Source organism: Acidovorax sp., from assembly GCF_034519795.1.
GTDB lineage: Bacteria > Pseudomonadota > Gammaproteobacteria > Burkholderiales > Burkholderiaceae_C > Acidovorax.
Map to the genome: position 1 here is coordinate 126499 of NZ_JAXHOB010000024.1, position 25351 is coordinate 151849.

The 25351-nt window shown below is 67.7% G+C and carries 22 protein-coding genes; 13 read left to right on the forward strand and 9 right to left on the reverse strand.

Annotated features, from left to right (window positions below):
- Positions 1-8: 8 nt before the first annotated feature.
- Positions 9-2237, reverse strand: a complete 2229-nt coding sequence (locus U5N23_RS26930) for an EAL domain-containing protein (protein WP_322595776.1) — start codon at positions 2235-2237, stop codon at positions 9-11.
- Between the two features lie 288 nt (positions 2238-2525).
- On the opposite strand from U5N23_RS26930, the gene U5N23_RS26935 reads away from it, so the two are divergent.
- From U5N23_RS26935 to U5N23_RS26955, 5 genes are all read left to right on the forward strand, one after another.
- A complete protein-coding gene (locus tag U5N23_RS26935) occupies positions 2526-3371 on the forward strand; it encodes a GNAT family N-acetyltransferase (protein ID WP_322595777.1) in 846 nt (281 codons plus the stop codon).
- Entirely contained in the window at positions 3371-4249 is an 879-nt protein-coding gene (locus U5N23_RS26940; protein WP_322595778.1) for a UDP-2,3-diacylglucosamine diphosphatase, read from the forward strand. The genes U5N23_RS26935 and U5N23_RS26940 overlap by 1 nt, the downstream gene beginning before the upstream one ends.
- Entirely contained in the window at positions 4246-5337 is a 1092-nt protein-coding gene (locus U5N23_RS26945) for a glycosyltransferase family 1 protein (RefSeq protein ID WP_322595779.1), read from the forward strand. Before U5N23_RS26940 ends, U5N23_RS26945 begins: the two co-directional genes overlap by 4 nt.
- Positions 5338-5505: 168 nt before the next feature.
- Entirely contained in the window at positions 5506-7596 is a 2091-nt protein-coding gene (ppk1, locus tag U5N23_RS26950) for a polyphosphate kinase 1 (protein WP_416208674.1), read from the forward strand.
- The gene (locus U5N23_RS26955; RefSeq protein ID WP_322595781.1) at positions 7596-8060 is read left to right on the forward strand and encodes a SixA phosphatase family protein; all 465 of its coding nucleotides are present in this window, start codon (positions 7596-7598) and stop codon (positions 8058-8060) included. Before ppk1 ends, U5N23_RS26955 begins: the two co-directional genes overlap by 1 nt.
- Before the next feature lie 54 nt (positions 8061-8114).
- Here the strand turns inward: U5N23_RS26955 and U5N23_RS26960 are convergent, their stop codons facing one another.
- From U5N23_RS26960 to U5N23_RS26975, 4 genes are all read right to left on the reverse strand, one after another.
- Positions 8115-8663, reverse strand: coding sequence for a hypothetical protein (locus U5N23_RS26960; RefSeq protein ID WP_322595782.1), 549 nt, complete (start codon positions 8661-8663; stop codon positions 8115-8117).
- A gap of 52 nt (positions 8664-8715) precedes the next feature.
- The gene (locus tag U5N23_RS26965; protein ID WP_322595783.1) at positions 8716-10194 is read right to left on the reverse strand and encodes a Ppx/GppA phosphatase family protein; all 1479 of its coding nucleotides are present in this window, start codon (positions 10192-10194) and stop codon (positions 8716-8718) included.
- A gap of 70 nt (positions 10195-10264) precedes the next feature.
- Positions 10265-11455, reverse strand: coding sequence for an ABC transporter substrate-binding protein (locus U5N23_RS26970; RefSeq protein ID WP_322595784.1), 1191 nt, complete (start codon positions 11453-11455; stop codon positions 10265-10267).
- A gap of 21 nt (positions 11456-11476) precedes the next feature.
- The gene (locus tag U5N23_RS26975) at positions 11477-11971 is read right to left on the reverse strand and encodes a fasciclin domain-containing protein (RefSeq protein ID WP_322595785.1); all 495 of its coding nucleotides are present in this window, start codon (positions 11969-11971) and stop codon (positions 11477-11479) included.
- 195 nt (positions 11972-12166) lie between these two features.
- Between U5N23_RS26975 and pstS the strand changes: the two genes are divergently transcribed.
- The 7 genes from pstS to phoR all read left to right on the forward strand — a co-directional run bounded on the left by pstS (position 12167) and on the right by phoR (position 18855).
- A complete protein-coding gene (gene pstS / locus U5N23_RS26980; RefSeq protein ID WP_322595786.1) occupies positions 12167-13207 on the forward strand; it encodes a phosphate ABC transporter substrate-binding protein PstS in 1041 nt (346 codons plus the stop codon).
- A gap of 75 nt (positions 13208-13282) precedes the next feature.
- Positions 13283-14299 carry a phosphate ABC transporter permease subunit PstC gene (gene pstC / locus U5N23_RS26985; protein ID WP_416208675.1) on the forward strand — a complete coding sequence of 339 codons (1017 nt, stop codon included), beginning with the start codon at positions 13283-13285 and terminating at the stop codon, positions 14297-14299.
- Positions 14296-15189: a phosphate ABC transporter permease PstA gene (gene pstA / locus U5N23_RS26990; RefSeq protein ID WP_322595788.1), complete on the forward strand. Its 894-nt coding sequence runs from the start codon at positions 14296-14298 to the stop codon at positions 15187-15189. Before pstC ends, pstA begins: the two co-directional genes overlap by 4 nt.
- 26 nt (positions 15190-15215) lie before the next feature.
- Positions 15216-16001: a phosphate ABC transporter ATP-binding protein PstB gene (pstB, locus tag U5N23_RS26995; RefSeq protein WP_322595789.1), complete on the forward strand. Its 786-nt coding sequence runs from the start codon at positions 15216-15218 to the stop codon at positions 15999-16001.
- A gap of 10 nt (positions 16002-16011) precedes the next feature.
- On the forward strand, positions 16012-16713 hold the full coding sequence (phoU, locus tag U5N23_RS27000) for a phosphate signaling complex protein PhoU (protein WP_322595790.1): 702 nt from the start codon (positions 16012-16014) through the stop codon (positions 16711-16713).
- A 15-nt stretch (positions 16714-16728) separates the two neighbouring features.
- The gene (gene phoB / locus U5N23_RS27005) at positions 16729-17445 is read left to right on the forward strand and encodes a phosphate regulon transcriptional regulator PhoB (RefSeq protein ID WP_322595791.1); all 717 of its coding nucleotides are present in this window, start codon (positions 16729-16731) and stop codon (positions 17443-17445) included.
- A 57-nt stretch (positions 17446-17502) separates the two neighbouring features.
- Positions 17503-18855: a phosphate regulon sensor histidine kinase PhoR gene (gene phoR / locus U5N23_RS27010; RefSeq protein WP_322595792.1), complete on the forward strand. Its 1353-nt coding sequence runs from the start codon at positions 17503-17505 to the stop codon at positions 18853-18855.
- Here phoR and U5N23_RS27015 read toward each other — a convergent pair.
- The 4 genes from U5N23_RS27015 to U5N23_RS27030 all read right to left on the reverse strand — a co-directional run bounded on the left by U5N23_RS27015 (position 18812) and on the right by U5N23_RS27030 (position 23643).
- Complete coding sequence (locus U5N23_RS27015; RefSeq protein WP_322595793.1) at positions 18812-20176, reverse strand: MATE family efflux transporter; 1365 nt, start codon at positions 20174-20176, stop codon at positions 18812-18814. The two genes, phoR and U5N23_RS27015, sit on opposite strands and share 44 nt — an antisense overlap.
- Positions 20176-21885, reverse strand: a complete 1710-nt coding sequence (locus tag U5N23_RS27020) for a hypothetical protein (RefSeq protein ID WP_322595794.1) — start codon at positions 21883-21885, stop codon at positions 20176-20178. Before U5N23_RS27020 ends, U5N23_RS27015 begins: the two co-directional genes overlap by 1 nt.
- Positions 21886-22055: 170 nt before the next feature.
- Positions 22056-22340, reverse strand: a complete 285-nt coding sequence (locus U5N23_RS27025) for a type B 50S ribosomal protein L31 (protein ID WP_322595795.1) — start codon at positions 22338-22340, stop codon at positions 22056-22058.
- A gap of 124 nt (positions 22341-22464) precedes the next feature.
- A complete protein-coding gene (locus U5N23_RS27030) occupies positions 22465-23643 on the reverse strand; it encodes a citrate synthase family protein (protein ID WP_322595796.1) in 1179 nt (392 codons plus the stop codon).
- Between the two features lie 94 nt (positions 23644-23737).
- Between U5N23_RS27030 and U5N23_RS27035 the strand changes: the two genes are divergently transcribed.
- Entirely contained in the window at positions 23738-25126 is a 1389-nt protein-coding gene (locus U5N23_RS27035) for a CoA transferase (protein ID WP_322595797.1), read from the forward strand.
- Positions 25127-25351 lie beyond the last annotated feature (225 nt).

A 25351-nucleotide genomic window follows, 5' to 3' on the forward strand; every position in this document is an offset into this window, starting at 1 on the left:
CAGGGGTACTACGCCGGCAGGTACTGGCGCAGGAACAGCTCCAGCTCATCGGCCGGCAACGGCCGGCTGAACAGGTAGCCCTGCGCCTCGTCGCAGCCCTGCTCGCGCAGGAAGGCCAGTTGCTCCGGGGTCTCCACGCCCTCGGCCGTGGTGCGCATGCCCAGGGCCTGGGCCATGCGGATGATGGCGCTCACGATGGCGCGGTCGTTGCCGTCGTCGCCCAGGTCGCGCACGAAGGACTGGTCGATCTTGAGCTTGAAGATCTGGAAGCGCTTGAGCTGGCTCAGCGATGAGTAGCCAGTGCCGAAGTCGTCCATGGACATGCGCACCCCGCGCGAGTGCAGGCTGTCCATGGTGGCCACGGCCGAGTGCGGGTCGTCCACGGCCACGCCCTCGGTGAGCTCCAGCTCCAGGCAGTCGGGTGGCAGCTCGAAGATGGTCAGGATGCGGCTCACCAGCTCGGGCAATTGGGGCTGGCGGAACTGGATCGCCGAGAGGTTGACCGCCATGGTCAGCCCCGGAAAGCCATTGGCATGCCAGTCCTTGAGCTGGGTGAGGGCGGTGCGCAGCACCCATTCGCCGATCTGCAGGATCTGGCCGCTGTCCTCCGCGATCGGGATGAACTCGGTGGGTGAGATGCTGCCCATCTGCGGATGGTCCCAGCGCAGCAGGGCCTCCACGCTGTGCACCTGGCCGGTGGCCAGGTGGATCTGGGGCTGGTAGTGCAGGTGCAGCTGGCCGCGCTCCAGCGCGCGGCGCAGGGCGTTCTCGACCTGCAGCGCACGCACCGACTGGGCCTGCATCTCGGGCGTGAAGAAGCGAAAGGTGTTGCGCCCGTCGAGCTTGGCGCGGTACATGGCCACGTCGGCCGACTGGGTCAGCGTGTCGAAGTCGGCGCCGTCCTGCGGGAACAGGGCCACCCCCATCGACGGCGCCATGGTCAGCTCGTGGTGGTCGATCTGGTAGTGCTGGCGCGAGGCTTCCTGCAGCTTGCCGGCCACGCGCGCGGCCCCATGGGCGTTGGCGCCCGGCAGCAGCAGGATGAACTCGTCACCACCCAGGCGCGAGACCGTGTCCTTGTCGCGCACCACGGCGCGCAGCCGCTTGGCGATCTCCACCAGCAGGGCGTCGCCCACGCGGTGGCCCAGCGAATCGTTGACATGCTTGAAGTGGTCCAGGTCCAGGAAGATCAGCGCCAGCGGCGTATGGCCCTCTTGCGCCACGCGGATGGCCTCCTGGGCGCGCTCGGACAGCAGGGCGCGGTTGGGCAGGCCGGTGAGCGGGTCGTAGTGGGCCAGCCAGTAGATGCGGTCCTGGTCGGCCTTGCGGTCGCTGATCTCGCGGTGCAGGTTGTCCACCGTGTCGCGCAGTTCGCGCGTGCGGTCCTGGACCTGCTGCTCCAGTTCCTCGTGCACGCGGGCCAGGGCCTCCTGGGCCTGCTTGCGCTCGGAGATGTCCATGGTGATCCAGATCGATCCCTGGTCCGGGTCGTCGGGGTCGATGAACTTGGCGCGCACCTCGCAGGTAAGCGGAGTGCCGTCCCGGCGGCGCATGACCACCTCGCCCTCGTACGACTGGCCGGCAGCGAGCACGGGGTAGCAGCGGTGGCCCACTTCCTCCCAGTCCTCGTCGCTCGCATACCAGCGGCGCGAGGGGCTGCCCGCCAGCTCGCCGGGGCCATAGCCCAGCATGTGCTCGAAGTGGCGGTTGCAGCGCGTCAGGTGCCGGTCGCGCAGGAACACGATGCCCACCATGGCCTGGTCGAACAGCACCTGCTTTTCGCGCACGGCAGCGCTCAGCAGGGCCTGGGCCTGCTTGTGCTCGTCGATGTCGTCCAGGATCCAGATCGAGCCTTCGCTCGTGTCGGCCGGGTTGATCAGCCGGCCGGTGAGGCTGCCCCAGAACAGCCGCCCGTTGCGCCGGCGCATCTGGCGCTCCACGCGGTAGGCCTGGCCCTTGGCAAGCACGGGGTAGGCCTCGCGCCCCAGGGCGCGGAAGGCCTCGCGGTCGGGGTAGAAGGCCTCGCTGCTCAGGCCCGCCAGGCGCTGCGCCGATTCGTAGCCGAAGATTTCCGCATAGCGCTGGTTGCAGCGCACCACCACGCGCTGGCGGATGAACACGATGCCCACGCCCGCGCTCTCCAGCAGCATCTGCTGCTCGCGCAGCGTGCGCTCCAAAGACGCGTCGGAAGAGTCCCCAGACGGCAGGCGTTCTGGGGCAATGGACAGCAAGGACATGGCGGCCGGACCCGGAGGGAGAGGCGCGATGCCCCCAAAAAAATGTACCAAAGTGTAGCAGTCCAGGCTTACAGCGGTAACCGCCTGGTAACCAGCCCTCCTGCCTGCGCAGGTACCGGTGCGCGCGGGGTGCGATCCGCGTGCTGCACCTCGTCTGTCACGCCACTGACATCCCGTGGACATGCCGGCGTCACCTGCGGCTTTCAAACTCCAGCGCATTGAAGCACACCACCCGGTGATCCGGGGCACCAGCGGCCATGGGGCCGCCTTGTACGAAGGAGTTGATCCATGAGCGATTTGCCCAACCCCACCCTGCCGCTGTCCCCGGTCGCATCGCCCAGGGGCACCGTCCACCGCGCTGAATCTGCGGTGGGCGCGGTCGCTGCGGTGGCCGGCATGCCGGTGCGCGGTGGTGTGGAAGTAGCATGGGCTCGGCACCTCGATGAGGTGCGCCAGGCGCAGAAGCTGAGGTTCGACGTGTTTGCCGGGGAAATGGGCGCTCGATTGACGACCCCCGTTCCGGGCCACGACGTGGATTTGTTCGACGACTACTGCGAGCACCTGCTGGTGCGGGATGCGGCCAGCCGGCAGGTGATTGGCACCTACCGGGTGCTGACCCCAGCGCAGGCACGTCGCGTGGGCAGCACCTACAGCGATACCGAGTTCGACCTGACCCGCCTGCGCACCCTGCGCCCGCGCATGGTGGAACTGGGCCGCAGCTGCGTGCACCCCGAGCACCGCCATGGCGGCGTGATCATGGCGCTGTGGAGCGCGCTGGCCGACTTCATGGTGCGCAACCAGCTCGACACCATGATCGGCTGCGCCAGCATCCCCATGCTGCACAACGGCGTGATCAGCGGCGATGCGGCCGCCAGCATCTGGAACCAGGTGCGCCAGACGCACCTGGCCCCCATCGAATACCATGTGCTGCCGCGCCTGCCGCTGCCGGTCGAGCAGCTCGACGGTTCCATCTTCGTGGAGCCGCCGGCCCTTATCAAGGGCTATCTGCGCCTGGGTGCCCGGGTGCTCGGTGCCCCGGCCTGGGATCCGGATTTCAATTCTGCAGACCTGCCCATGCTGATGCGCCTGGCAGACCTGCACCCCCGCTACCGCAAGCACTTCCTGGGGGCCTGATGCGCGCCGCGTTCGACGCGCTCGGCGACTGGACTGCACACGTGGGAGGTGGGCAGGACACTGCCGCCGACGCCGACGACGCGCATCCACCGGGCCACCGCCAACTGCGCGCGGTGTTCATCTCCGACCTGCACCTGGGCACCCCCGGCTGCCAGGCCGAGGGCCTGCTCGACTTTCTCAAGCACCACCCGAGCGAGCACCTGTACCTGGTGGGCGACATCGTGGACGGCTGGCAGCTGCGCCGCCGCTGGTTCTGGCCCCAGGCCCACAACGATGTGGTGCAAAAGCTGCTGCGCCGCGCGCGCAAGGGCTGCCGCGTGGTGTTCGTGCCCGGCAACCACGACGAGTTCGCCCGGGCCTTCATCGGCCATTCGTTCGGCGGCATCGAGGTCGCCGAGGACACGGTGCACACCACGGCCGATGGCCGCACCCTGTGGGTGACGCACGGCGACTACTTCGACGGCGTGATCCAGTGCGCCAAGTGGCTGGCCTATGTGGGTGACAACCTCTACGAGTTCACGCTCAAGCTCAACCGCTACCTGAACACCCTGCGCGCGCGCATGGGGCTGCCGTACTGGTCGCTCTCGGCCTACCTCAAGGGCAAGGTCAAGAAGGCGCTGAACTACGTGACGGACTTCGAGGTGGCCGTGGCCGCCGAAGCCCGCCGCCGCGGCCACGACGGCGTGGTGTGCGGCCACATCCACCGCGCCGAGATGCGCATGATCGACGGCATCCTGTACTGCAACGACGGCGACTGGGTGGAAAGCCACACCGCGCTGGTCGAGCACATGGATGGCCGCCTGGAGCTGGTGCAATGGCACACCTTGCCGGGGCGCCAGGCGAGCACGCAAACCCGCAGCAGTGAGATGGCCGTATGAAAATCGCCTTGTTGTCCGACGCCTGGGCCCCGCAGATCAATGGCGTGGTCACCACCCTGGTGGAACTGGTGCACCACATGGAGCGTGCCGGGCACCAGGTGCATGTGATCCAGCCCGGCATGTTCACCACGCGGCCCTGCCCGGGCTACCCAGGGATCGACCTGGCCGTCCGGCCCGGCCGCGAGATAGAGCGCATCCTGGATGAACTGCAGCCCGATGCCATCCACCTGGCGACCGAAGGCCCCATCGGCTGGGCCGGGCGCCGCTACTGCCTGCGCAGAAAGCTGGCCTTCACCACCGCCTTCCACACCCGCTTTCCCGAGATCCTGCAAGCGGCTTTGCGGATTCCGCTCTCGCTGGGCTATGCGCTGTTCCGGCATTTCCACCGCCCCTCGTCGGGTGTGATGGTGCCCACGGTGGGGGTTTTGAAGATGTTGGAGCGCCGCGGTTTTCGCAACCTGCGCCAGTGGACGCACGGGGTGGACACCACGGCCTTCCCCTACCAGGGCGAGACCACGCCGCACCCGCTGGTCGGTGCGCTGGCCCATCCGGTGGCCCTGTACGTGGGGCGCGTCTCGTACGAGAAGAACATCGAGGCCTTTCTGCAACTGGACATGCCGGGCAGCAAGGTGATCTGCGGCGTGGGCCCGCTCGAAGAGCGCCTGAAGGCCCGCTACCCCCAGGCGCGCTGGCTCGGCATACTGGACCGGGCCACCCTGGCCGGGGTGTACGCGGCGGCCGACGTGTTCGTGTTCCCCAGCCGCTCGGAGACCTTCGGCCTGGTGATGCTGGAGGCCATGGCCTGTGGCACGCCCGTGGCCGCCTACTTCGAGGACGGCCCGATGGAGGTGCTGGGCGCCCATGCCGGGGGTCAGGCGCGCGGCGGCGTCCTCGACACCGACCTGATGGTCGCTGCCCAGAATGCGCTGGCCGTGCCGCGCCACGAGGCGCGCAACCGGGCGCTGGAGTTCACCTGGGCCCATGCTTCCCGCCTGTTCCAGCAATTCCTGGTTCCGGCGCGCAAACGGGGTGATGACGAAGCGATTCCTGTCACAAAGTCTGTCACACCACTGTCATCAAATCGTTGATCCCCGGGCATACACTCGATTCGCTTGCCATACCGGTATCGGTCCTGTGCCCATGCCGCCTTTTTTGTCAGAACTACCGTGACCCAGCAAAGTGACAGTCCCGATGACCGCCCCATGGACCACCCGCATGCTTCCCAGGGCCTGACGGAGTCTCCCAAGCCGCCCGCGATGCCGCAGGAACCGGCGGGCGCGGCGATGTTTCTGGACCGCGATCACAGCATCCTGGATTTCAACGAGCGTGTTTTCGACTGGGCGATGCGCGCCGATGTGCCCCTGCTCGAGCGCCTGCGCTACCTGTGCATCGTCTCGTCCAACCTCGACGAGTTCTTCGAGGTCCGCGCCGCCGCCCACCTGACCGCTGCCAAGAGCGGCGAGGGCAAGGGGGTCTATACCGCAGCCTCCTTCGTGGCGCTGGCGTCCAAGGCCCATGACCTGGTGGCGCGCCAGTACTCGCTGTACAACGACTCCCTGGTGCCAGAGTTTGCCCGGCACGGAATCCGCATCGTCTCGCACGGGGACCGCTCGTCCGCGCAACGGGCCTGGGTGCATGAATACTTCATGCGCGAGGTGCGCCCGCTCCTGATCCCGGTGGGGCTGGACCCGGCCCATCCGTTCCCGCAGGTGGCCAACAAGTCGCTCAACTTCATCGTGCGGCTGCACGGGCACGATGCCTTTGGCCGCAAGAACGAGGTGGCCATCGTCAAGGTGCCGCGTGCGCTGCCGCGCCTGGTGCGCATGCCGTCGCGCCTGGCCGCCAAGGGTGAATCGCTGTTCGTGAGCCTGTCGAGCATCATCCGCGCGCACCTGGCGGACCTGTTTCCCGGGCGCGAGGTCACGGAGTTCTCGCAGTTCCGCGTCACGCGCCACTCCGACCTGGCACTCGACGAGGAAGACGTGCGCAACCTGCGCACCGCCCTGCGCCAGGGCCTGCAGCACCGCCACTACGGCCAGGCCGTGCGGCTGGAGGTCTCGGCCGGGTGCTCGCAGTTCCTCTCGCGCTTTCTGCTCGAACAGTTCGACCTGCCCGAGCCCGCGCTGTACCGCGTGCATGGCCCCGTGAACCTGGTGCGCCTGACGCAACTGGTGGACCTGGTGAACGACCCCGCGCTGCTGTTCCCCGCCTGGCGCTCGGCCTGGCCGCACCAGTTGGTGCCGGGGGTCTCGATCATGGAGCAATTGCAAAAGCGCGACGTGCTCATGCACCAGCCTTTCGAGAGCTTCGATGGGGTGCTGGCCTTTCTGCGCGAGGCGGTGAACGATCCGCAGGTGCTGGTCATCAAGCAGACCATCTACCGCACGGGCGCCGATTCCGAGCTCATGGACTTGCTCACCGAGGCCGTGCGCCGCGGCAAGGAGGTCATGGCTGTGGTGGAGCTCAAGGCGCGATTCGACGAAGAGGCCAACATCAACTGGGCCGAGGCGCTCGAATCCATCGGCGCGCAGGTGGTGTATGGCGTGGTGGGGCTCAAGACGCATGCCAAGATGCTGCTGGTGACGCGCCGCGAGGGGCGCCAGCTGCGCCGCTACGGGCACCTGTCGACCGGCAACTACAACGTGCGCACGGCGCGCCTGTACACCGACCTGAGCTACCTCACGGCCGACGAGGACACCACCGCCGACATGGACGGCGTGTTCAACCACCTGGCCAGCCAGAACCGGCCGCCCAAGCTGCGCAAGCTGCTGCTCGCGCCCTTTCACCTGCAGCGCCGCATGATCGAGAAGATCGAGCAGGTAGGCCTGGCGGCCAGCCGGGGGGAAGATGCGCGCATCGTCGCCAAGATGAATGCGCTCACCGACGAGGCCCTGATCCGTGCCCTGATTGCGGCTGGCCAGCGTGGTGCCCGCATCGACCTGATCGTACGCGGCGCCTGCATGCTCGCAGCCCAGGTGCCGGGCGTGACCGACAACATCCGCGTGCGCTCGGTGATCGGGCGCTTTCTGGAGCACACGCGCGTCTTCTACTTCCGCGCAGGCAGCGAGGAAGACCTGTACCTGTCGAGTGCCGACTGGATGAACCGCAACATGATGCGCCGCGTGGAGTTGGCCTGGCCCGTGACCGAGCCGCGCCTGCGCCGCCAGATCGTGGACGAATGCCTGGTGGCCTACCTGCACGATGACCGCGATGCGTGGACGCTCAACCCCGATGGCACCTATGCCCGTGCGCCGCATCCCGAAGACGGGCAGGGCGCGCAGGCGGCGCTGATGGTGCGCTATGGACCGCCTGCGCCGGTGGCGCGGGTGGAGCAGCAAGGAACGTGATGATGGATTTGATCCTGTGGCGCCATGCCGAGGCCGAAGAGGCCCAGGATGGCTCGGACGACCTGACCCGTGCGCTCACGCCGCGCGGCGAAAAGCAGGCGGCCCGCATGGCCGCCTGGCTGGACCGCCAGTTGCCCGAGGGGCTGCGCGTGCTGGCCAGCCCCTCCCGGCGCACCGAGCAGACGGCCGACGCGCTGGGCCGCAAGTTCAAGATGCGCGCCGAGCTGCTGCCCGGCGGCACCACCGAGGACCTGCTGGAGTTGGCCCAGTGGCCGCGCGCACGCGGCGCGGTGCTGATCGTCGGGCACCAGCCCGTGCTGGGACAGACCATTGCCCAGTTGCTGGGCTTTCAGTCGCAGGAGTGCGCGGTGCGCAAGGGCGCCGTCTGGTGGCTGCGCCAGCGTCAGCGCCTGGACGAAAGCCAGACGGTGCTGATGGCGGTGCAATCACCCGAGTTCATCTGACCCGGCCTGCGGCACCCGCAGGCACGAACCATGCAGCGGCCCGAGGGCCGCTTTTTATTTGCGGCCGTTCTTGGCGGCAGGGGCCTCGGCCTTCGGGCGGCCGGTCTTGATCGAAGGCACGGCCTGCAGCGCGCTGCGCAGTGCGGTGTCGGACAGGCCGGCCAGCAGCTTGAGGCCGGCGCGCAGCAGCTCGCTCTTCTTGGCGGGCTGGGCCAGGGCTGCGGCACGCTGCTTGAGCGTCTCGACCACGGCGTACTCGTCCTTCGGGATGGTGAAGCTGTCGCGCACGAGCTTGGGCTTCTTGGCCTTGGCTTCCTTGGCGGGTGCCACGGGGGCGGCGGACTTGGCCACTGCCTTGCTGGCGGCAGGCGCTGCTGCCTTGGGCTTGGCGGCGGGCTTGGCGCTGGCAGGCTTGGCTGCCGGTGCCTTGGCGGCCGCCTTCGGGGCTGCGGCAGCGGGCTTGGCGGCTGCAGGTTTCTTGGAGACCTTGGCGGCAACGGCGGCCTTGGGGGCGGCTGCGCTCTTTGCGGCGGCAGGGGCTGGGGCCGGGGTGGCTGCAGCGGTAGGGGTGGCGGGTGCGGTTGCTGGTGCAGTGGTGGTCATGGCTTCAAAAAGTAAAACGGTATAAACAGTTTATACGGTTTTTATTTTCAAGTCACGGCAGTTCTGCCACCAGCTCCCATGGGGTCTTCTGCCAGGCCAGCATTTCTTCGCGCAGCAGGTGGGCCGATTGGGGGTAGCCCGCCGCCCAGCCTCGGCGTGCGGCCAGCAGAAAGCGGTTGCCCTTGACCTGCAGCTGCAGGCCTTCGGTGTCCGGGTCGCGGCGCGCATGGCACAGGGCCACGGCCAGGCGAAGGCACAGCAATTGCAGTGCGAATCCCGGGTCTTCGAGGTCGACATCGAGCTTGCGCACCTTGCCGCGCTGGCCCAGCACCAGCTGGCCCAGGCGGTGCAGCTCGGGCATGGCAAAGCCGGCGGCGTCGGTGTGGTCCAGGATGTAGGCGCCGTGTCGGTGGTAGTCGCTGTGCGAGATGCGGCAGCCGATCTCGTGCAGGCGCGCCGCCCAGTCGAGCTTGCGCGAAGCGCGCTCGCTGCCGACAGGGGCCGCCTGGTCGAACAGCTGGCAGGCGATGCGGGCCACGCGCTCGGCATGCTCCATGTCCACGCCAAAGCGCTGCATGAGGCCATTGACCGTGGTGCTGCGCAGGTCGGTACCGGGCTGTTCGCGGTCCAGCAGGTCGTACAGCGCGCCCTGGCGAAGCGCGCCCTGGGCCACCTGCATCTGCTCGATGTGCAGCAGGTCGAACACGGCGCGCAGCACGCTGATGCCGCCGCCGATCACGGCGCGGCGCTCGTCCTTCAGGCCATCGAGCCGCACGCGGTCGGCGCTTTGCGCGCGCAGCAGGCGCTCGTGCAGCCAGTCCAGGCCTTCGCGCGTGATCAGGCCTTCGGGCGCACCTGCGGCGGTGAGGATGTCACCGACCGCGCCGGCCGTGCCCGAGGAGCCATAGGCCACGTCCCAGCCATCGGGGCGAAAGGTGGCCAGTGCCTCGTCGAGCACCGCCTTGGCGGCGATCTCAGCGGCCATGAAGGCCTGGGGGGTGAACAGGCCACCCGCGAAGTAGCGCGAGGACCAGGCCACGCTGCCCACGCGAAAGGAGGCCACGGCGTGCGGCGTGAACTGCTGGCCCAGGATGAGCTCGGTCGAGCGCCCGCCGATGTCCACCACCAGGCGCCGCTCGTCGGATTGGGGCAGCAGGCGTGCCACGCCCTGGTAGATCAGCCGCGCTTCCTCGGGCCCTGAGACCACGTCGATGGGGTAGCCCAGCACCTGGCTGCCACGGGCGATGAATTCTTCGCGGTTGCGTGCCTCGCGCAGGGTCTGGGTGGCCACGGCGCGCACCTGCGTGCGCGAAAAGCCCGCCAGGCGCTCGCCAAAGCGGGCCAGGCAGTCCCAGCCGCGCTGCATGGCCTCGGGGGTGAGGTTGCGGTTCTCATCCAGACCGTTGCCCTGGCGCACGGTTTCCTTGAGGTATTCGACGCGCTGGACATGGCCGTGCTCGTAGCGGCCGATTTCAAGGCGAAAGCTGTTGGATCCCAGATCCACAGCTGCGAGCAGTGTTCCGTTGTGCATGGTGGTGCGCGGGGTGCGCGTTTTTCCTTTCGGCCCAGCATAGCACCCGGGCCGGCGCGCAAGAGCGATTTCAGCCAATGATGCGCCCTGCGTTGGTGAGCATGCTCTGCGTCACGTAGGCATTGGTGCGCTGGCGCCCCTGGTAGCCGATGGCATAGCCGCCGATGTTCACGCTGGCGCGCTTTTGCAGGGCGGCCAGCATGCTGGCGCGGGTGACCGGGCCGGTGATGCCGCCCATCACCTCGGCGGTGTAGCGCGCGGCGATGTAGCCGGCCAGGCCCAGAGGGGAGGGGGGTTCGTCGTAGAAGCGCGCCAGGGCGTCGCGGTAGCTGCGCACCACCGGCAGGCTGGCGTTCACCAGGGGCACGGCCTGGGTGACGATGACCGAGGCCTTGGCGGCGGTGGGGCCCATCTGCGCCAGCACCTGCAGGTTCACGTCGGCCAGGGCCACCACATAGCATTGGCGGCCCTGGGGCAGCGCAAGCTGGTCCAGGAACGAAAAAAGCTCGGGCGTGCCGCCGATGAACAGAATGATGGTTTGCTCCACGCGCGCTCCGGCGCCGGCCTTGGCGGCGGCGCCCGGTGGCGAAATGGCCTGCACCTTGAGTGCCATCGATTGGGCCGCATGGGCCACCATGGCCTCGGACTGGCGCCGCACGGCCGCGTTGGCATAGGCCACGCCTACCGTCTGCACGCCCATGCTGGCCAGGTTTCTGATGGCGTGGGTGATCTGCGCCTCGTGCCCGGCGAACACGTCGAACACCGTGTCGCCCGCGCCGGTGGCCGTGGCTGCGCCTGCGGTGTCATGCAGCCAGGGGGCGACGAAAGCCAGCGGCGACTCGGTGGCGGCCTTGGCCTGCAGGGCGATGAGCCCGCTGGCGGCCGTATTGCCCACGCAGCCCGACAAGGCGATGCAACGGGTCTGGCGCTGCGCGCTCTCCCAGGCGGACTGCAGGCTGGCAGGGCTGCCATCGGTCTCCAGCGTCTGGTGCTGCACCGGGCGGCCCTGCACGCCGCCCTTGGCGTTGATCTCCTGCCAGGCGGTGCGCGAGCCAACGAGAAAGTCGCGGCTCACGTCCTGCTGGTCGGGGGACAGGTCGGCCACCTGGGCCACGACATGGGAGCGTTCAGCATCCGCCTTTTTGGCGGATGGCTCGCTGCCCTGGGCCCAGGTCTGGCCCGCCAGGCCCATGGCAGCCACCCCCTGCAGCCAGTGGCGGCGCTGAAGGCCGTATCGGCTTGGACGGGGCGTGCTGTGCATGGGTTGGCCGGGCCTGGGTGGTCACTTCTTCTTGGGGGGCATCAGCACGGTGTCGACCACGTGCACGACGCCGTTGGTGGCCATCACGTCGGCCTGGGTCACCATGGCTTCCTCCACCGTGACGAAAGCGCCAGCGCGGGCCAGTGCCACGTTCGATCCATTCAGGGTCTTGGCGTTGCCGACCTTCACATCGGCGGCGGCCACGCGGCCCGCCACGATATGGTGGTTGAGCACGGCCTTGAGCTGGGCGGGGTTGGCCTGCAGTTCTGCCAGGGTCTTGGCGGGCACGGCCTTGAAGGCGTCGTCCGACGGAGCGAACACGGTGTAGGGGCCGGCGGCCTTGAGCGTGTCGGTCAGGCCGGCCTGCACGGCCAGCTTGTTGAAGGTGCTCAGCGAGGGCGTCTTAGCAATCGTGCCATCAAGGGTGGTGGGGGCGGAGCCGGTGCTGGCGCAGCCGGCCAGTGTGGCGGCTGCGGCCAGGGCGAGAACGGATTGCAGTGCGTAACGGCGGAACATGTGATTCTCCAGGTAGATAGCCGATTCATCTCGGTGGCGGGAGACTAAGCAGCTGTCGTGACAGCCGGATGACAAACGTAAACAGCTGTACGAGGGGGGGTGGGCGTGTGACAACCATCCTGCGTGTCACGACAATGTCACATACGGATCCTAGAGTCGCCTCATCCCAACCTATTCATCCCAAGAGGTATCTTCATGAAAATGTCCGCGATTCGGATTCTCGTAGCTGGTGTTGTCGCTGCTGGTTCTTTCTCCCAAGCCATTGCTCAGCAGGAAGCCACTGGCGCGGGAGCCACGTTTCCTGCGCCTCTGTACGCCAAATGGGCGGCTGACTACAACAAGGCGACGGGCATCAAGATCAACTACCAATCGGTGGGCTCCGGTGCTGGCTTGCGCCAGATCGATGCAAAGACGGTCGATTTCGGTGCATCCGACATGCCCTTGAAGGAAGAAGAACTGGAAAAGAAGGGTCTGGTGCAGTTCCCCACCGTGATCGGTGGCGTGGTGCCCGTGATCAATATCAAGGGCATCTCTCCTGGCCAGATGAAGCTGAACGGCCAAGTTCTGGGTGATATCTATCTGGGCAAGATCACCAAGTGGAACGACGATGCCATCAAGGCGCTGAATCCAGGCTTGCCGCTGCCTGACGCCACCATCGCTCCTGTGCGCCGTGCCGACGGTTCTGGCACCACCTTCGTGTTCACCAACTACCTGAGCAAAGTGAACGCCGAATGGAAGTCCAAGGTGGGTGAAGGCACCGCAGTGAACTGGCCTGCTGGCGCTGGCGGCAAGGGCAATGAAGGCGTGGCCGCCTTCGTGGGCCGCCTGCCCAATTCCATCGGCTACGTCGAGTACGCCTATGTGAAGCAAAACAAGATGAACTACACGCTGATGCAAAACGCCGCAGGCAATTTTGTGTCGCCAGATGACGTTGCATTCAAGGCCGCAGCAGCCGGCGCCGTGTGGCCCAAGAGCTTTTACCTGATCCTGACCAATCAGCCTGGTGCAGCGACTTGGCCCATCACCAACCCCACGTTCATCCTGATGCACAAGAATCAGGAAAAGCCAGCGTATGCCACCACGACGCTGAAGTTCTTTGACTGGGTGTACCAGAATGGCGACAAGACAGCTTCGGACCTGGATTACGTTCCTATGCCTGATAGTGTGAAGGCCATCATCCGCACGTCGTGGGGTGACATAAAGGACGCTTCCGGCAAGGCAGTAGCGTTCAAGTAATCTCACAGGGCCGGCGACACGCCGGCCTTTCGATTTCACTTCACTGAATCCAAGGCTACCAACGTGTCCACTACGATGCCGGTCCGCGACAATCCGTCCCTTGAGACGGCCCCTCTGCGCACCAAAAACATGCCTCCACCTCCCTCCCGCCCCCTGATTTCCGGCATGCTGGCCGACCGGCTCTTTGGCTGGCTGGCGCGCGGCGCCGCCATCCTGACCCTGCTGCTGCTGGTCGGCATCCTGGGTTCCCTGGTCGTGGGTGCCTGGCCTTCCATCGCCAAGTACGGCCTGGGTTTCCTCACCAACAGTGTGTGGGATCCAGTTCAGGACGAGTACGGCGGTCTGGTCATGATCTATGGCACGGTGACCACTTCCATCATCGCGCTGCTCATCGCTGTGCCGGTCAGCTTCGGCATTGCGCTCTTCTTGACCGAACTTTCCCCCTCCTGGCTCAGGCGCCCCCTGGGCACGGCCATCGAACTGCTGGCCGCAGTGCCCTCCATCGTCTACGGCATGTGGGGCCTGATGGTCTTCGGCCCCATTCTGTCGCGCTTCGTGCAGCAGCCGCTGCAGGCGCTGTTCGAGGGCGTGCCCTACCTGGGCGCCTTCGTGTCGGGCCCGCCGGTGGGCATCGGCATCCTGTCGGCCGGCATCATCCTGGCCATCATGATCATCCCGTTCATCGCCTCGGTGATGCGCGACGTGTTCGAGGTCACGCCCGCCCTGCTCAAGGAGTCGGCCTACGGCCTGGGCTCCACGACCTGGGAAGTGATGTGGAAGGTGGTTCTGCCTTACACCAAGACCGGTGTGCTCGGCGGCATCATGCTCGGCCTGGGCCGGGCGCTGGGTGAAACCATGGCCGTGACCTTCGTCATCGGCAACATGAACCAGCTGTCCTCCCTGTCGATGTTCGAGGCGGCCAACAGCATCACCTCGGCGCTGGCCAACGAGTTTGCCGAAGCCGGCGAGGGCCTGCACCAGGCCTCGCTGATCTACCTGGGCCTGGTCCTGTTCTTCATCACCTTCGTGGTGCTGACGCTGTCCAAGATCCTGCTGTCCCGCCTGCAAAAGAACGAAGGAACCCGCACATGAGCAGCGTCACCAGCACCTCGCAACGCCTCATCTCGGCGGCCGAGCTCGACCAGCAGCGCCAGGCGCGCTACAACGGCCGCAAGCGCGTCAACCAGATTGCCCTGGTCCTGTCGCTCGCCGCCATGGTCTTTGGCGTGTTCTGGCTGGTCTGGATTCTCTGGGAAACCGTGCGCCTGGGCGTGGGCGGGCTGAGCATTGCCCTGTTCACCCAGATGACGCCACCGCCGAACGAAGTCGGCGGCATTTCCAATGCCATCTACGGCTCGTTCGTGATGGTGGTGCTGGCCACCTTCGTGGGCACGCCCATCGGCATCATGGCCGGCATTTACCTGGCCGAGTACGAGACCAAGAGCCTGCTGGCTTCGGTCACGCGCTTCGTCAACGACATCCTGCTGTCGGCGCCCAGCATCGTCATCGGCCTGTTCGTGTATGCCGTGGTGGTGGCGCGCTTCAAGAGCTTCTCGGCCTACGCCGGCATTCTGGCGCTGGCGCTGATCGTGATCCCGGTGGTCATCCGCACCACCGAGAACATGCTCATCCTGGTGCCTGCCAGCCTGCGCGAGGCCGCCTACGCCCTGGGCACGCCCAAGTGGAAGGTGATCCTGATGGTGACGCTGCGCGCTGCCCGCGCCGGTGTGATCACCGGTGTGCTGCTGGCCGTGGCCCGCATCGCCGGTGAAACCGCTCCGCTGCTGTTCACTGCGCTGAACAACCAGTTCTGGAACGGCGACCTGTCCAAGCCCATGGCCAGCCTGCCGGTGACCATCTTCAAGTTCGCCATGAGCCCCTACGAGAACTGGCAGCAACTGGCCTGGGCCGGCGTCTTCCTGATCACCGTCGCAGTTCTCGGCCTGAACATCCTGGCGCGGGTCCTGACCCGCCAAAAGTAAGCCCCAGCAGCAAGAAAGACACCCTCATGTCCGCTATTCTCAAGAACGACGCACCCAACAAGTCCAAGATCACGGTGCGCGACCTGAACTTCTACTACGGCAAGTTCCATGCCCTCAAGGGCATCAACCTCGACATCCCCGAGAACAAGGTCACGGCCTTCATCGGTCCTTCGGGCTGCGGCAAGTCCACGCTGCTGCGCACCTTCAACCGCATGTTCGAGCTGTACCCCGAGCAACGCGCCGAAGGCCAGATCGTGCTGGACGGCGAGAACCTGCTCAAGAGCAAGCAGGACGTGGCCCTGGTGCGCGCCAAGGTCGGCATGGTGTTCCAGAAGCCCACGCCGTTCCCCATGTCGATCTACGACAACATCGCCTTCGGCGTGAAGCTCTTCGAGAGCCTGAACGCCACCGACATGGACGACCGTGTGGAATGGGCGCTGCGCAAGGCCGCGCTGTGGAACGAGGTCAAGGACAAGCTCAACCAGAGCGGTTCCAGCCTCTCCGGCGGGCAGCAGCAGCGCCTGTGCATTGCCCGCGGCATCGCCATCAAGCCCGAAGTGCTGCTGCTGGACGAGCCCTGCTCGGCCCTGGACCCGATCTCGACCGCCAAGGTGGAAGAGCTGATCGCCGAGCTCAAGAACGACTACACCGTGGTCATCGTGACCCACAACATGCAGCAGGCCGCGCGCTGCAGCGACTACACCGCCTACATGTACCTGGGCGATCTGGTCGAGTTCGGCGAGACGGAACAGATGTTCTTCAAGCCGCAGCGCAAGGAAACCGAAGACTACATTACCGGCCGTTTCGGCTAAGGAGACAGCAATGCCCGACAAGCACCTTTCGTCGCAGTTCGACTCCGAACTCAACAGCGTCTCCGCCCGCGTCATGGAAATGGGCGGCCTCGTGGAGTCGCAGATCCGCCAGGCCGTGTACGCCCTGTCGCAGTTCAGCCTGGAGGCCGTGGAGCAGGTCGCCGCCATCGAAGTGCGCGTGAACGCCATGGAAGTGGAGATCGATCAGGAGCTGTCTTCCATCATCGCCCGCCGCCAGCCGACGGCGCGCGACCTGCGCCTGCTGATCGCGTTTTCCAAGGCGACGGCCAACCTGGAGCGCATGGGCGACGAGGCCAACAAGATGGCGCGCATGGTGCGCTCCATCATCGAGAGCGGCGCAGCGCGCTCGCTGCCGTCGAGCGACCTGCGCGTGGCCGCCGAGCTGGCCTCGGGCCTGCTGCGCAAGGCGCTCGATGCCTTCGCCCGTCTGGACACCAAGATGGCTGTCGATATCCTCAAGGAGGATGACCTCATCGACAAGGAGTTCGACGGCTTCGTGCGCAAGCTGGTCACCTACATGATGGAAGACCCCCGCACCATCTCGCCGAGCCTGGACCTTCTGTTTCTGGCCAAGGCCATCGAGCGCATCGGCGACCATTCGAAGAATGTGGCCGAACTCATCATCTACCTGGTCAAGGGCAAGGACGTGCGCCACACGGCCCTCGATGAGATCGAATCGGCCGTACTGTAGGCCCGTGAAAGCTGTATGAGAAAGCTACCCCGTGTTCTGATTGTCGAAGACGAACCTGCGATCGCCGAGTTGATCGCGGTCAATCTGCGGCACAACGGATTCCAGCCCTTCTGGGCCGAAGATGGCGATTCGGCCCAGCGTGAGCTCGATGCCGTGCTGCCCGACGTCATCCTGCTCGACTGGATGCTGCCGGGCCAGAGTGGCCTGTCGCTGGCGCGCAAGTGGCGCGCCGACGCGCGCACCAAGCCCATCCCCATCCTCATGCTCACGGCCCGCGGCGACGAGCCGGACAAGGTGGCGGGCCTGGACGCCGGTGCCGACGATTACATCACCAAGCCGTTCTCCACGCAGGAGCTGCTGGCACGCATCCGCGCCGTGCTGCGCCGCCGCGCGCCCGAGCAGGTCAGCGACAGCGTGACCATCGGCGAACTGGCGCTGGATGCGGGCACCTACCGGGTAACGTTTCAGGGGCAACAGCTCAAGGTCGGCCCCACCGAGTTCAAGCTGCTGCACTACCTCATGAAGCATGCCGAGCGCGTGCACAGCCGCTCGCAGCTCCTGGACAAGGTCTGGGGCGACCATGTCTTCATCGAAGAGCGTACAGTGGACGTGCACGTCAAGCGCCTGCGCGAAGCGCTGGGCGCCGCATCGGTGATGGTGGAGACGGTGCGCGGCGCCGGCTACCGCCTGACGGCGCAATCGCAACCCCAGGCCCAGCAACTGCAGGCCTGATGGTTCACGGGGTGCCGCTTGGCACCCCTGGTTTTCTGAGAAGGCTTTGCACGCTGCATGCTCTGGCGATTCACGTATTTCCTGCTCTGGCAAATCGCCGGTGGCGGACTCGGTTGGTGGCAGGGTGGGCCCTGGGGGGTGGCGCTGGGAGCGGCGATTGCGGCCTGGGCGTGGTTCATCTGGGATCTGCTGCGCGGCGCGCGCGTGCTGCGCTGGCTGCGCACGGGCGACCTGTCGAATGCGCCGGTCATGCGCGGCATGTGGGGCGAGGCGGCCGATCGGGCGCGGCGCCTGCTGCGCCTGCAGGCCCAGGAGGTGCAGGGCAGCCAGAACCGCCTGCAGGAGATCCTGGCCGCGCTGCAGGCCACGCCCAACGGCGTGGTGCTGCTGGATGCGCAGGGCCACATCGAGTGGTGCAACCAGATGGCGGCCAGCCAGTTCGGCTTCGACGCGCAGCGCGACGTCATGCAGTCGATTGGCAACCTGGTGCGCGACCCGGATTTCACCGCCTACTACACAACCCAGGATTTCACGCACGATGTGGTGCTGGAAGGGCGCTTCAGCACCCCGTCGCGCCCGGTGCGCATCTCGGTGCAGCTGCATCCCTATGGCGACGGCCGCACGCTGCTGCTGTCGCGCGATGTCACCGCGCTGGAGCAGGCCGAGGCCATGCGCCGTGACTTCGTGGCCAACGTCTCGCACGAGATCCGCACGCCGCTCACCGTGCTCATGGGTTTTGTCGAGACGCTGCAGACCCTGCCGCTGGCGCAGGAGGAGCGCGCCCGCTACCTGGGCATGATGTCCCAGCAGGCCGCACGCATGCAGAGCGTGGTGCAGGATTTGCTCACGCTGTCGCGCCTGGAGGGCAGCCCGCCGCCCGGCATGGCCGAATGGATGCCCGTGCAGGGCCTGGTGCAGCGCTGCGAAGAGGAAAGCCGCGCCCTGTCGGCCCTGCTCACGCAGACCCAGCAGCGCCACCACACACTCATCTTCCCGTCGGCGCAAGAGCTGCGGGCCCAGGGGGACATTGCCGGTGTGCCGGCGGAGCTGCAGAGCGCGCTGTCCAACATCATCAACAACGCCGTGCGTTATACGCCTGCGGGCGGCACGATCACGGTGAGCTGGGTGCGCAAGGACGATGGCTCGGCCGCGTTCTCGGTCAAGGACACGGGCCCTGGCATCGCGCCCGAGCACATTCCGCGGCTGACCGAGCGCTTTTACCGGGTGGACCGCAGCCGCTCGCGCGAAACCGGCGGCACGGGCCTGGGCCTGGCCATCGTCAAGCATGTGCTGCAGCGCCATGGGGCCACGCTCAGCATCCAGAGCGCCCTGGGCAAGGGCTCGACCTTCTGCGTCACCTTTCCGGTCAGCCGGCTGCGCGCGCCAGTGCCGCAGGCGCTGGCCGCCTGATCGCGCGCCAGAGCATGGCCGCAAACAGGGCGGCCGTCACAGCCAGGGCTGCGGCGCTGGCGGCCCAGAAGGTGGCTGGCGTGGCCACCGCGCCCCAGGGCCCCAGGCCCTGGTAGGCCAGCAGGTAGCCGCCACCCAGGCCGGCGCCCCACAGCAGCGTGCAGTACACCACCAGCGGCGCCACCGTGATGCGGTAGCAGCGCAGCACGAACACGCACAGGGTCTGCAGCGCGTCGGCCACATGGTAGGCGGCCACCCAGGCCAGCAGCCCGCCCGTCACCACCACCACCTGCGCGTTCGATGAGTACAGCCCACCCAGGTGGTTGCGCGCCAGGAACATCAGGGCCGCCAGGCCCAGGCCGATGGCGCAGGCCAGGCGCAGGCCCAGCAGGGCGACCTGGCGCGCGCGCTCCGGCTCACCTGCGCCCAGCCAGTAGCTCACCCGCGCACTGGTGGCAATGGAGAGCGACAGCGGCACCATGTACAGCACGGCCGCGAGGTTGGACGCGATCTGGTGCGCCGCCGAGGCAATCGTGCCCTGGCGCGCGATGAACAGGGCCATCAGCGTGAACGAGGTCACCTCCACCATCACCGCCAGGCCCGCCGGCACGCCCAGGCGCGCAAAGCCTGCGATGGTGGGCCAGTGCGGGCGCTCCAGCGGCCGCCAGATGGCCAGTGGCCCATACAGCGCCTGCGTGCGCAGCAGCCAGAGCGCCAGCGCGAGCATGCTGCAGTTGACCACGAGCGTGGCCCAGGCGCAGCCCACGGCGCCCTGTGCCGGCAGGCCGGCGCCGCCAAAGGTGAACCAGATGGACAGCGGCACCTTGATGAGCAGCGAGCCCACCTGCAGCCAGGTGACCAGCTGCGGGCGCCCGAGGGCCTGGTTGAGCGTGCTGTAGATGCGGAACAGCAGGGCCGGCGGCAGTGCCAGCGCAAGCACGGCCAAGTAGTTTTCGACCTCGCTGCGCAGTGCATCGGGCACCTCGGTCCAGCGCAGCACGGCGCCGGGCGAGAGCAGCACCGCCATGCCCAGGGCGCTGGCCACGGCACACAGGTACAGCGACTGGCGCAGCGAGGCGCCCAACTGCTGCCGGTGCCCTGCGCCACGCTGCTCGGCCCATACCGGCAGCAGGGCGCTGAGCACCCCGATCAGCGCCACGTAGACGCTGATGAAGATGGCCGAGCCCACCGACAGCGCGGCCAGCGAGGCCTCGCTGTAGCGGCCCGCGACGATGGTGTCGGCCACGCCGAAGGCCATCACGGCCAGTTGCCCGGCCAGCACCGTCACGGCATGGCGGGAAATGGTCGACAGCTCGCGCATCAGTTGTTGGTTTCGGTTTCGATGCGCCGGAACACGAGCAGAAAATCGGTCTTGTCCGTGGGGCGCGCCACCGTGGCCATGCGTTCCCATTGCAGTGCGTCCACCGCGGAGGCGGGTGCGGGCCAGGACGCGATGTCCGAGACCAGCCACTCGCAGCCGGTCACCGAGAGGCTGGCCGGGTGCAGCGTGAAGCCGGCGTGGTACTGCAAGGCGGCCACCTGGGCGCGGCTCAGGCCCACGGTCTGCACGCAGCCCGGGCTCGCGCCCATGACGGCGGTGATGGCGCGCATCTGCGGTACGTAGCTGCGCGCGAAGTCCAGCAGCGGCAGCCAGATGCTCATGAGCAGCAGCCAGCTCAGCGCAGCGCCGCTGGCGGGCAGCACCAGGCTCTTCCAGATCGGGGCGCGGTTGCGCGAGGCGCGCCACCACACCAGTGCGCACCAGCCCACCGAGGCCGCCAGCGCCACCACCAGGGCCAGCAGCGAAAACTCGGGCACGAAGCCGGGCGCCAGCTTGGCCACGTTGGCAGCCGGCTTGGCGGGCACGCCAGTCTGCATGGCGATCCAGATCACCCAGATGGCCAGCGCCGAGACGCTGAAGAAGATCAGCGTGAACCAGTCGATCAGCGCGCCCATGCTGCGGCTGAGCGTGGGCAGGGCGAAGGCGGCGAGCGCCGCCAGCGCGGGCAGGCCCAGCAGCAGGGCCCGGTCGGCCGGCTGGGTGGTGATGGTGGCGCCGATGGAGATGGCCGTGAACCACAGCGGCAGCAGCAGGTGGCGGTGCCACTGGCGGCTGGCGATCTGCTTGCGCCAGCGCCACAGCGTCCACAGTGCCAGGGGCCAGGCGGGCCAGCCGAACCAGACCAGCAACCGGGCCAGGCTCGCCCATTCCTTGCCGCCTTCCTCCGTGCCCACGATGCGCCAGCGCCACAGGTCGAGTTGCCAGGCCAGCGCGGCGGCTGCCACGATGACCAGCGCCGTGGCCACCGCCCAGGCCTTGCACTGGCGCTCGTCCTTGTCGGGCAGGCGCAAGGCCAGCAGCACGCCGCTGGCACCCAGCAGCACCGTGAGCGCAGGCGCCCCGGCCAGCGTGAGCCCGAAGGCGCCCCCCAGCATGGCGCCCAGCGCCTTGCTGGCATGGTAGGGCAGCACGGCAAACGCAAAGAACAGGAAGGAGGTGCAACTGAGCTGCACCAGGTAACTCGTCACCTCGTGCGAGAGCTGGGCCAGGCCCAGGCAGGCGATCAGCGCGAGCAGGGCACCGTCGGCAATGGCGCGGGCGTAGTCGAGCGGGGTGGCCTCGCCGCCGAAGGCGAAGGCCACCGGCTGCGCGCCCGGGCTGCGCGCCAGGTAGTACACGCCATACCAGGTGGCCATGAAGGTGAGTGCCAGCAGTGCGGCAAATGGAAGGCGCACGGCCATTTCGGGCGACAGCCAGGCGGGGGCCCACTGGATGGCCAGGGCCCCGATCCAGTAGGGCAGCAGGCCCTCGGTTTCGGGCGCCATGCCGCCCAGCAGCGGGTTGAGCCAGTGGGTGCGCCCCTGCGCCAGCTCCAGCATGTAGCCGTAGGCGGTGATGTCGGCGCTCTTCCACGGAGCGCGCCCCACGAAACCGGGGACCACGTAGGCAATGCACAGCAGCATCAGGGCCCAGCGCGGCAGGGGCCGCACGGCATTCTGGGTGACGATGGCTGGGGTCGGTGGATTCACGCGGTGGTCAGTGGCTTGGGGAGCCGCCAAGAATAAGGGATAAGCGCCCGGGTTCCGTCAGCAGGCGGGGCCGGTCGGGATAAATTGGGTAACTGGACCCAGGGCACGGCGCGCCCAAGAAAAAAGGCAGCACGGTTGCCCGGGCTGCCTCTTGGCGCATTGCGTGCAGATTACTTGTCGGCAGCAGCAGGCGCAGCGCTCGTCGAAGTGGTCTTGCCGAAACGGTTGCGGAACTTCTCCACGCGGCCGCCCATGTTGTCCACGGACTTTTGCGTGCCCGTGTAGAAGGGGTGCGATTCGCTGGAGGTATCGAGCTTGAACAGGGGCAGCTCACGGCCGTCGTCGGTCTTGCCCATTTCCTTGGTGTTCACGCACGAACGGGTGACGAACTTGAAACCGTTGGACAGGTCCACGAACAGAACTTCGCGGTAGTTGGGGTGAATGCCTTCTTTCATGATCAATCCTTGTCAAGTGCGGGAGCCGTGCGGGACCCGGAGCAACCTTTGCGCCGTGGAGCATCCAGCGTACTTTCCGCAGAAAAAGCCCTCCATTATAACCCGAGCGCCCAAACTTCCAAAGTCAAGGCCTTGGGCCCGTGTAGGCCGCCCGGGGGCGTATCAGGGCGTCGCCGCTGCGCTGCTCCAGCGCGTGCGCGATCCAGCCCAGGGAGCGGCCCAGGGCAAACAGCCCGAAGGCGGCCCCCTGCGGCAGGCCCAGGTGGCGGCGCACGGCGACCAGTGCGAAGTCGAGTGAAGGGGGCTGGCCCACCAGGGCCTGGGCTTCGCCGATCCAGGGCGCCCACGCGGGGCGTTGGGGCAGGATGCGCGCCAGCAGCAGCCGCGCGCGCACGTCGCCCGCAGGGTACAGGTGGTGGCCAAAGCCAGGCAGGGCCTCGCCGCGGGCCAGCCGCTGGCGCAGGCCGGCAGCGGGGGAGGAATCGCCCAATTCGTCCCACAGTGCTTCCACCCGGGCCGTGGCTCCGCCGTGGCGCGCGCCGGTCAGGGCCGCCAGGCCGCCCACCACGGCCGCGCGCAGGCTGGCGCCGGTGGAGGCCACGCAGCGCGCGGTGAAGCTGGAGGCATTGAGCTCGTGGTCGGCACACAGCACCAGCGCCATGCGCACCAGATCGGCACCCTCGCCATCGAGCTGCCAGGCCTGGGCGCATTGCCGGTGAATGGGCTCGGCGCTGGGCGCGCTGCCCAGCAGGCAGGCGGCCAACAGGCGTACCAGGGCGCCGCAGCCCTCGGCCAGGCGCTCGGGCGCAGCCTGCCACTGGGCGGTGGGGGCGTCTTCGGAGGCGATGGTGAACAGGGTCAGCAGCGATTCTTCGGGCCGTTGGCGGGCCATGTGGGTCTGCACGGGCGCCAACACGGCAGGGGAAGTCGGTGCCACGGGGCCAAACGCGACGGATTGCGCGCACTGCCAGAGCCGGGCGGCCACATCCTCCACGCTGCTGGCCAGCGCCAGGCCCTCGATGCTGGCACCGCGCAGGTACAGCCGGCCGTCCTCGATCAAGGTGATCGCCGATTCGAGCACCGGCAGCCCCCAGTTGAGCGTGGCCTTGGCCACCTCGCGCGGCTTGCGGCCGCGCTTGCGCTGGCCAGCCAACAGGTCCACATCGGCCAGTGCATAGCGGCTCTCGCGGTGCGTGGGGCCGGGGTGGGCACGCAGCAGGCCCCGGCTCACGTAAGCGTACAGCGTGGCGCGCGCAACGCCCAGGCGCTCGGCAGTCTCGGCGGCGGTGAGGTAGCTGGACATGGGGTGGATCAAGAAAGCAGGTTGAAAATATAAATCAATATTGACAATAAATGCCGCCAACCTATTCTGGGAAGCCTCTTTCCAGGAGGTTTCGATGTCCGCCCACCCGATTTCCATTGGCACAGGCGCCCTGGCGCTGGCAGGCCAGGCATGGAGCGCGTTGAAGGGCCCCGTATCGGCACTGGACCACCTGTCCGTTGCAGGCCGGGGCGATCTGCCCGCGGTGTTTCCGGTCACGGACCTGGCTACCGCCTCGGTCGGCGTGGCGGGATTGGCGGTGGCCGAGTTCCTTGCGCAGGCGGGTGGCGCCTGGCCTGCCGTGCAGGTGGACCGGCGCCTCGCGTCCTTCTGGTTTGGCATGTCGCTGCGCCCGCAGGGCTGGGCCCTGCCGCCGCTGTGGGATGCCGTGGCCGGGGACTACCCGGCGGCCGATGGCTGGGTGCGCTTGCACACCAACGCGCCGCAGCACCGGGCTGCGGCCCTGGCAGTGCTGGGGGTGGAGGCCGAGAGGGAGGCTGTCGCGCGCGCCGTGGCCGGTTGGAATGCCGACGCGCTGGAGGCTGCCGTGGTGGCGCGGGGCGGTTGTGCTGCCGCCATGCGCAGCGTGGCGGATTGGGCTGCCCACCCCCAGGGCCTGGCGGTGCAGGCCGAACCCCTGGTGCATTGGGCTATTGAAAACCCGGTGGCCAGGCCCGGCTGGCGCATCGATCCCGCGCGGCCCCTGCGCGGTGTGCGGGTGCTCGACCTCACGCGCATCCTGGCCGGGCCCACGGCCACGCGCTTCATGGCGGGCTTCGGGGCCGAGGTGCTGCGCATCGACCCGCCCGGTTGGGAGGAGCCCGTCACCGTGCCCGAGGTGGTGCTGGGCAAGCGCTGTGCGCGGCTGGACCTGCGGGTGCTTGCCGATCATGCAGTGTTCGAGAGCCTGCTGCGCCAGGCCGATGTGCTGGTGCATGGCCTGCGGCCCGGCGCGCTGGAGCGGCTGGGGCTTGGTGGGCAAAGGCGGCGCGAACTGAACCCGGGCCTGGTGGACGTATCGCTCAGTGCCTATGGCTGGAGCGGCCCGTGGCAGGGCCGGCGCGGCTTCGACAGCCTGGTGCAGATGGGCGCCGGCATCGCCGAGGCGGGCATGCGGCTCTCGGGCCAGGGCCGGCCTGTCCCGCTGCCCGTGCAGGCCATCGACCATGCCACGGGCTACCTGATGGCGGCGGCTGCCGTGCGCGGGCTGGTGCGCCGCAGGGCCACCGGCGCGGGCTGCACGGCGCGGCTGTCCCTGGCGCGCACGGCGCACTGGCTGGTGTCCGCCGAGAGGGACCCCGTGGAGCCTCTGGCGCCCGAGCAGCAAGATGATTTGCATGGCGCGCTGGAGCCCACGTCCTGGGGCCCGGCCCGGCGGGTGCTGGCGCCGCTGCAGGTGCAGGGCGCAGCCATGCACTGGGACCGGCCGGCGCTGGCTCTGGGATCTGCGCAGGCGAGCTGGTAAACGGCCCTCAAGCAACAACGCCCCGCAGGCTTCGCGACCTGCAGGGCGTTGTATCCGTGGTGCCAAAAGCAGGCTTGTACGGGTTGGAATTCGGCCGGATAACTAGGCGGGGAGCCGCAGACAGTGCTTTGGCACGGCAAGGCTCTCCAACGACGTTAGCCGGTTGAATTCCAAGCCGTCAACCGCCCCGGCGCATCATGTCGAAGAAGTCGACGTTGGTCTTCG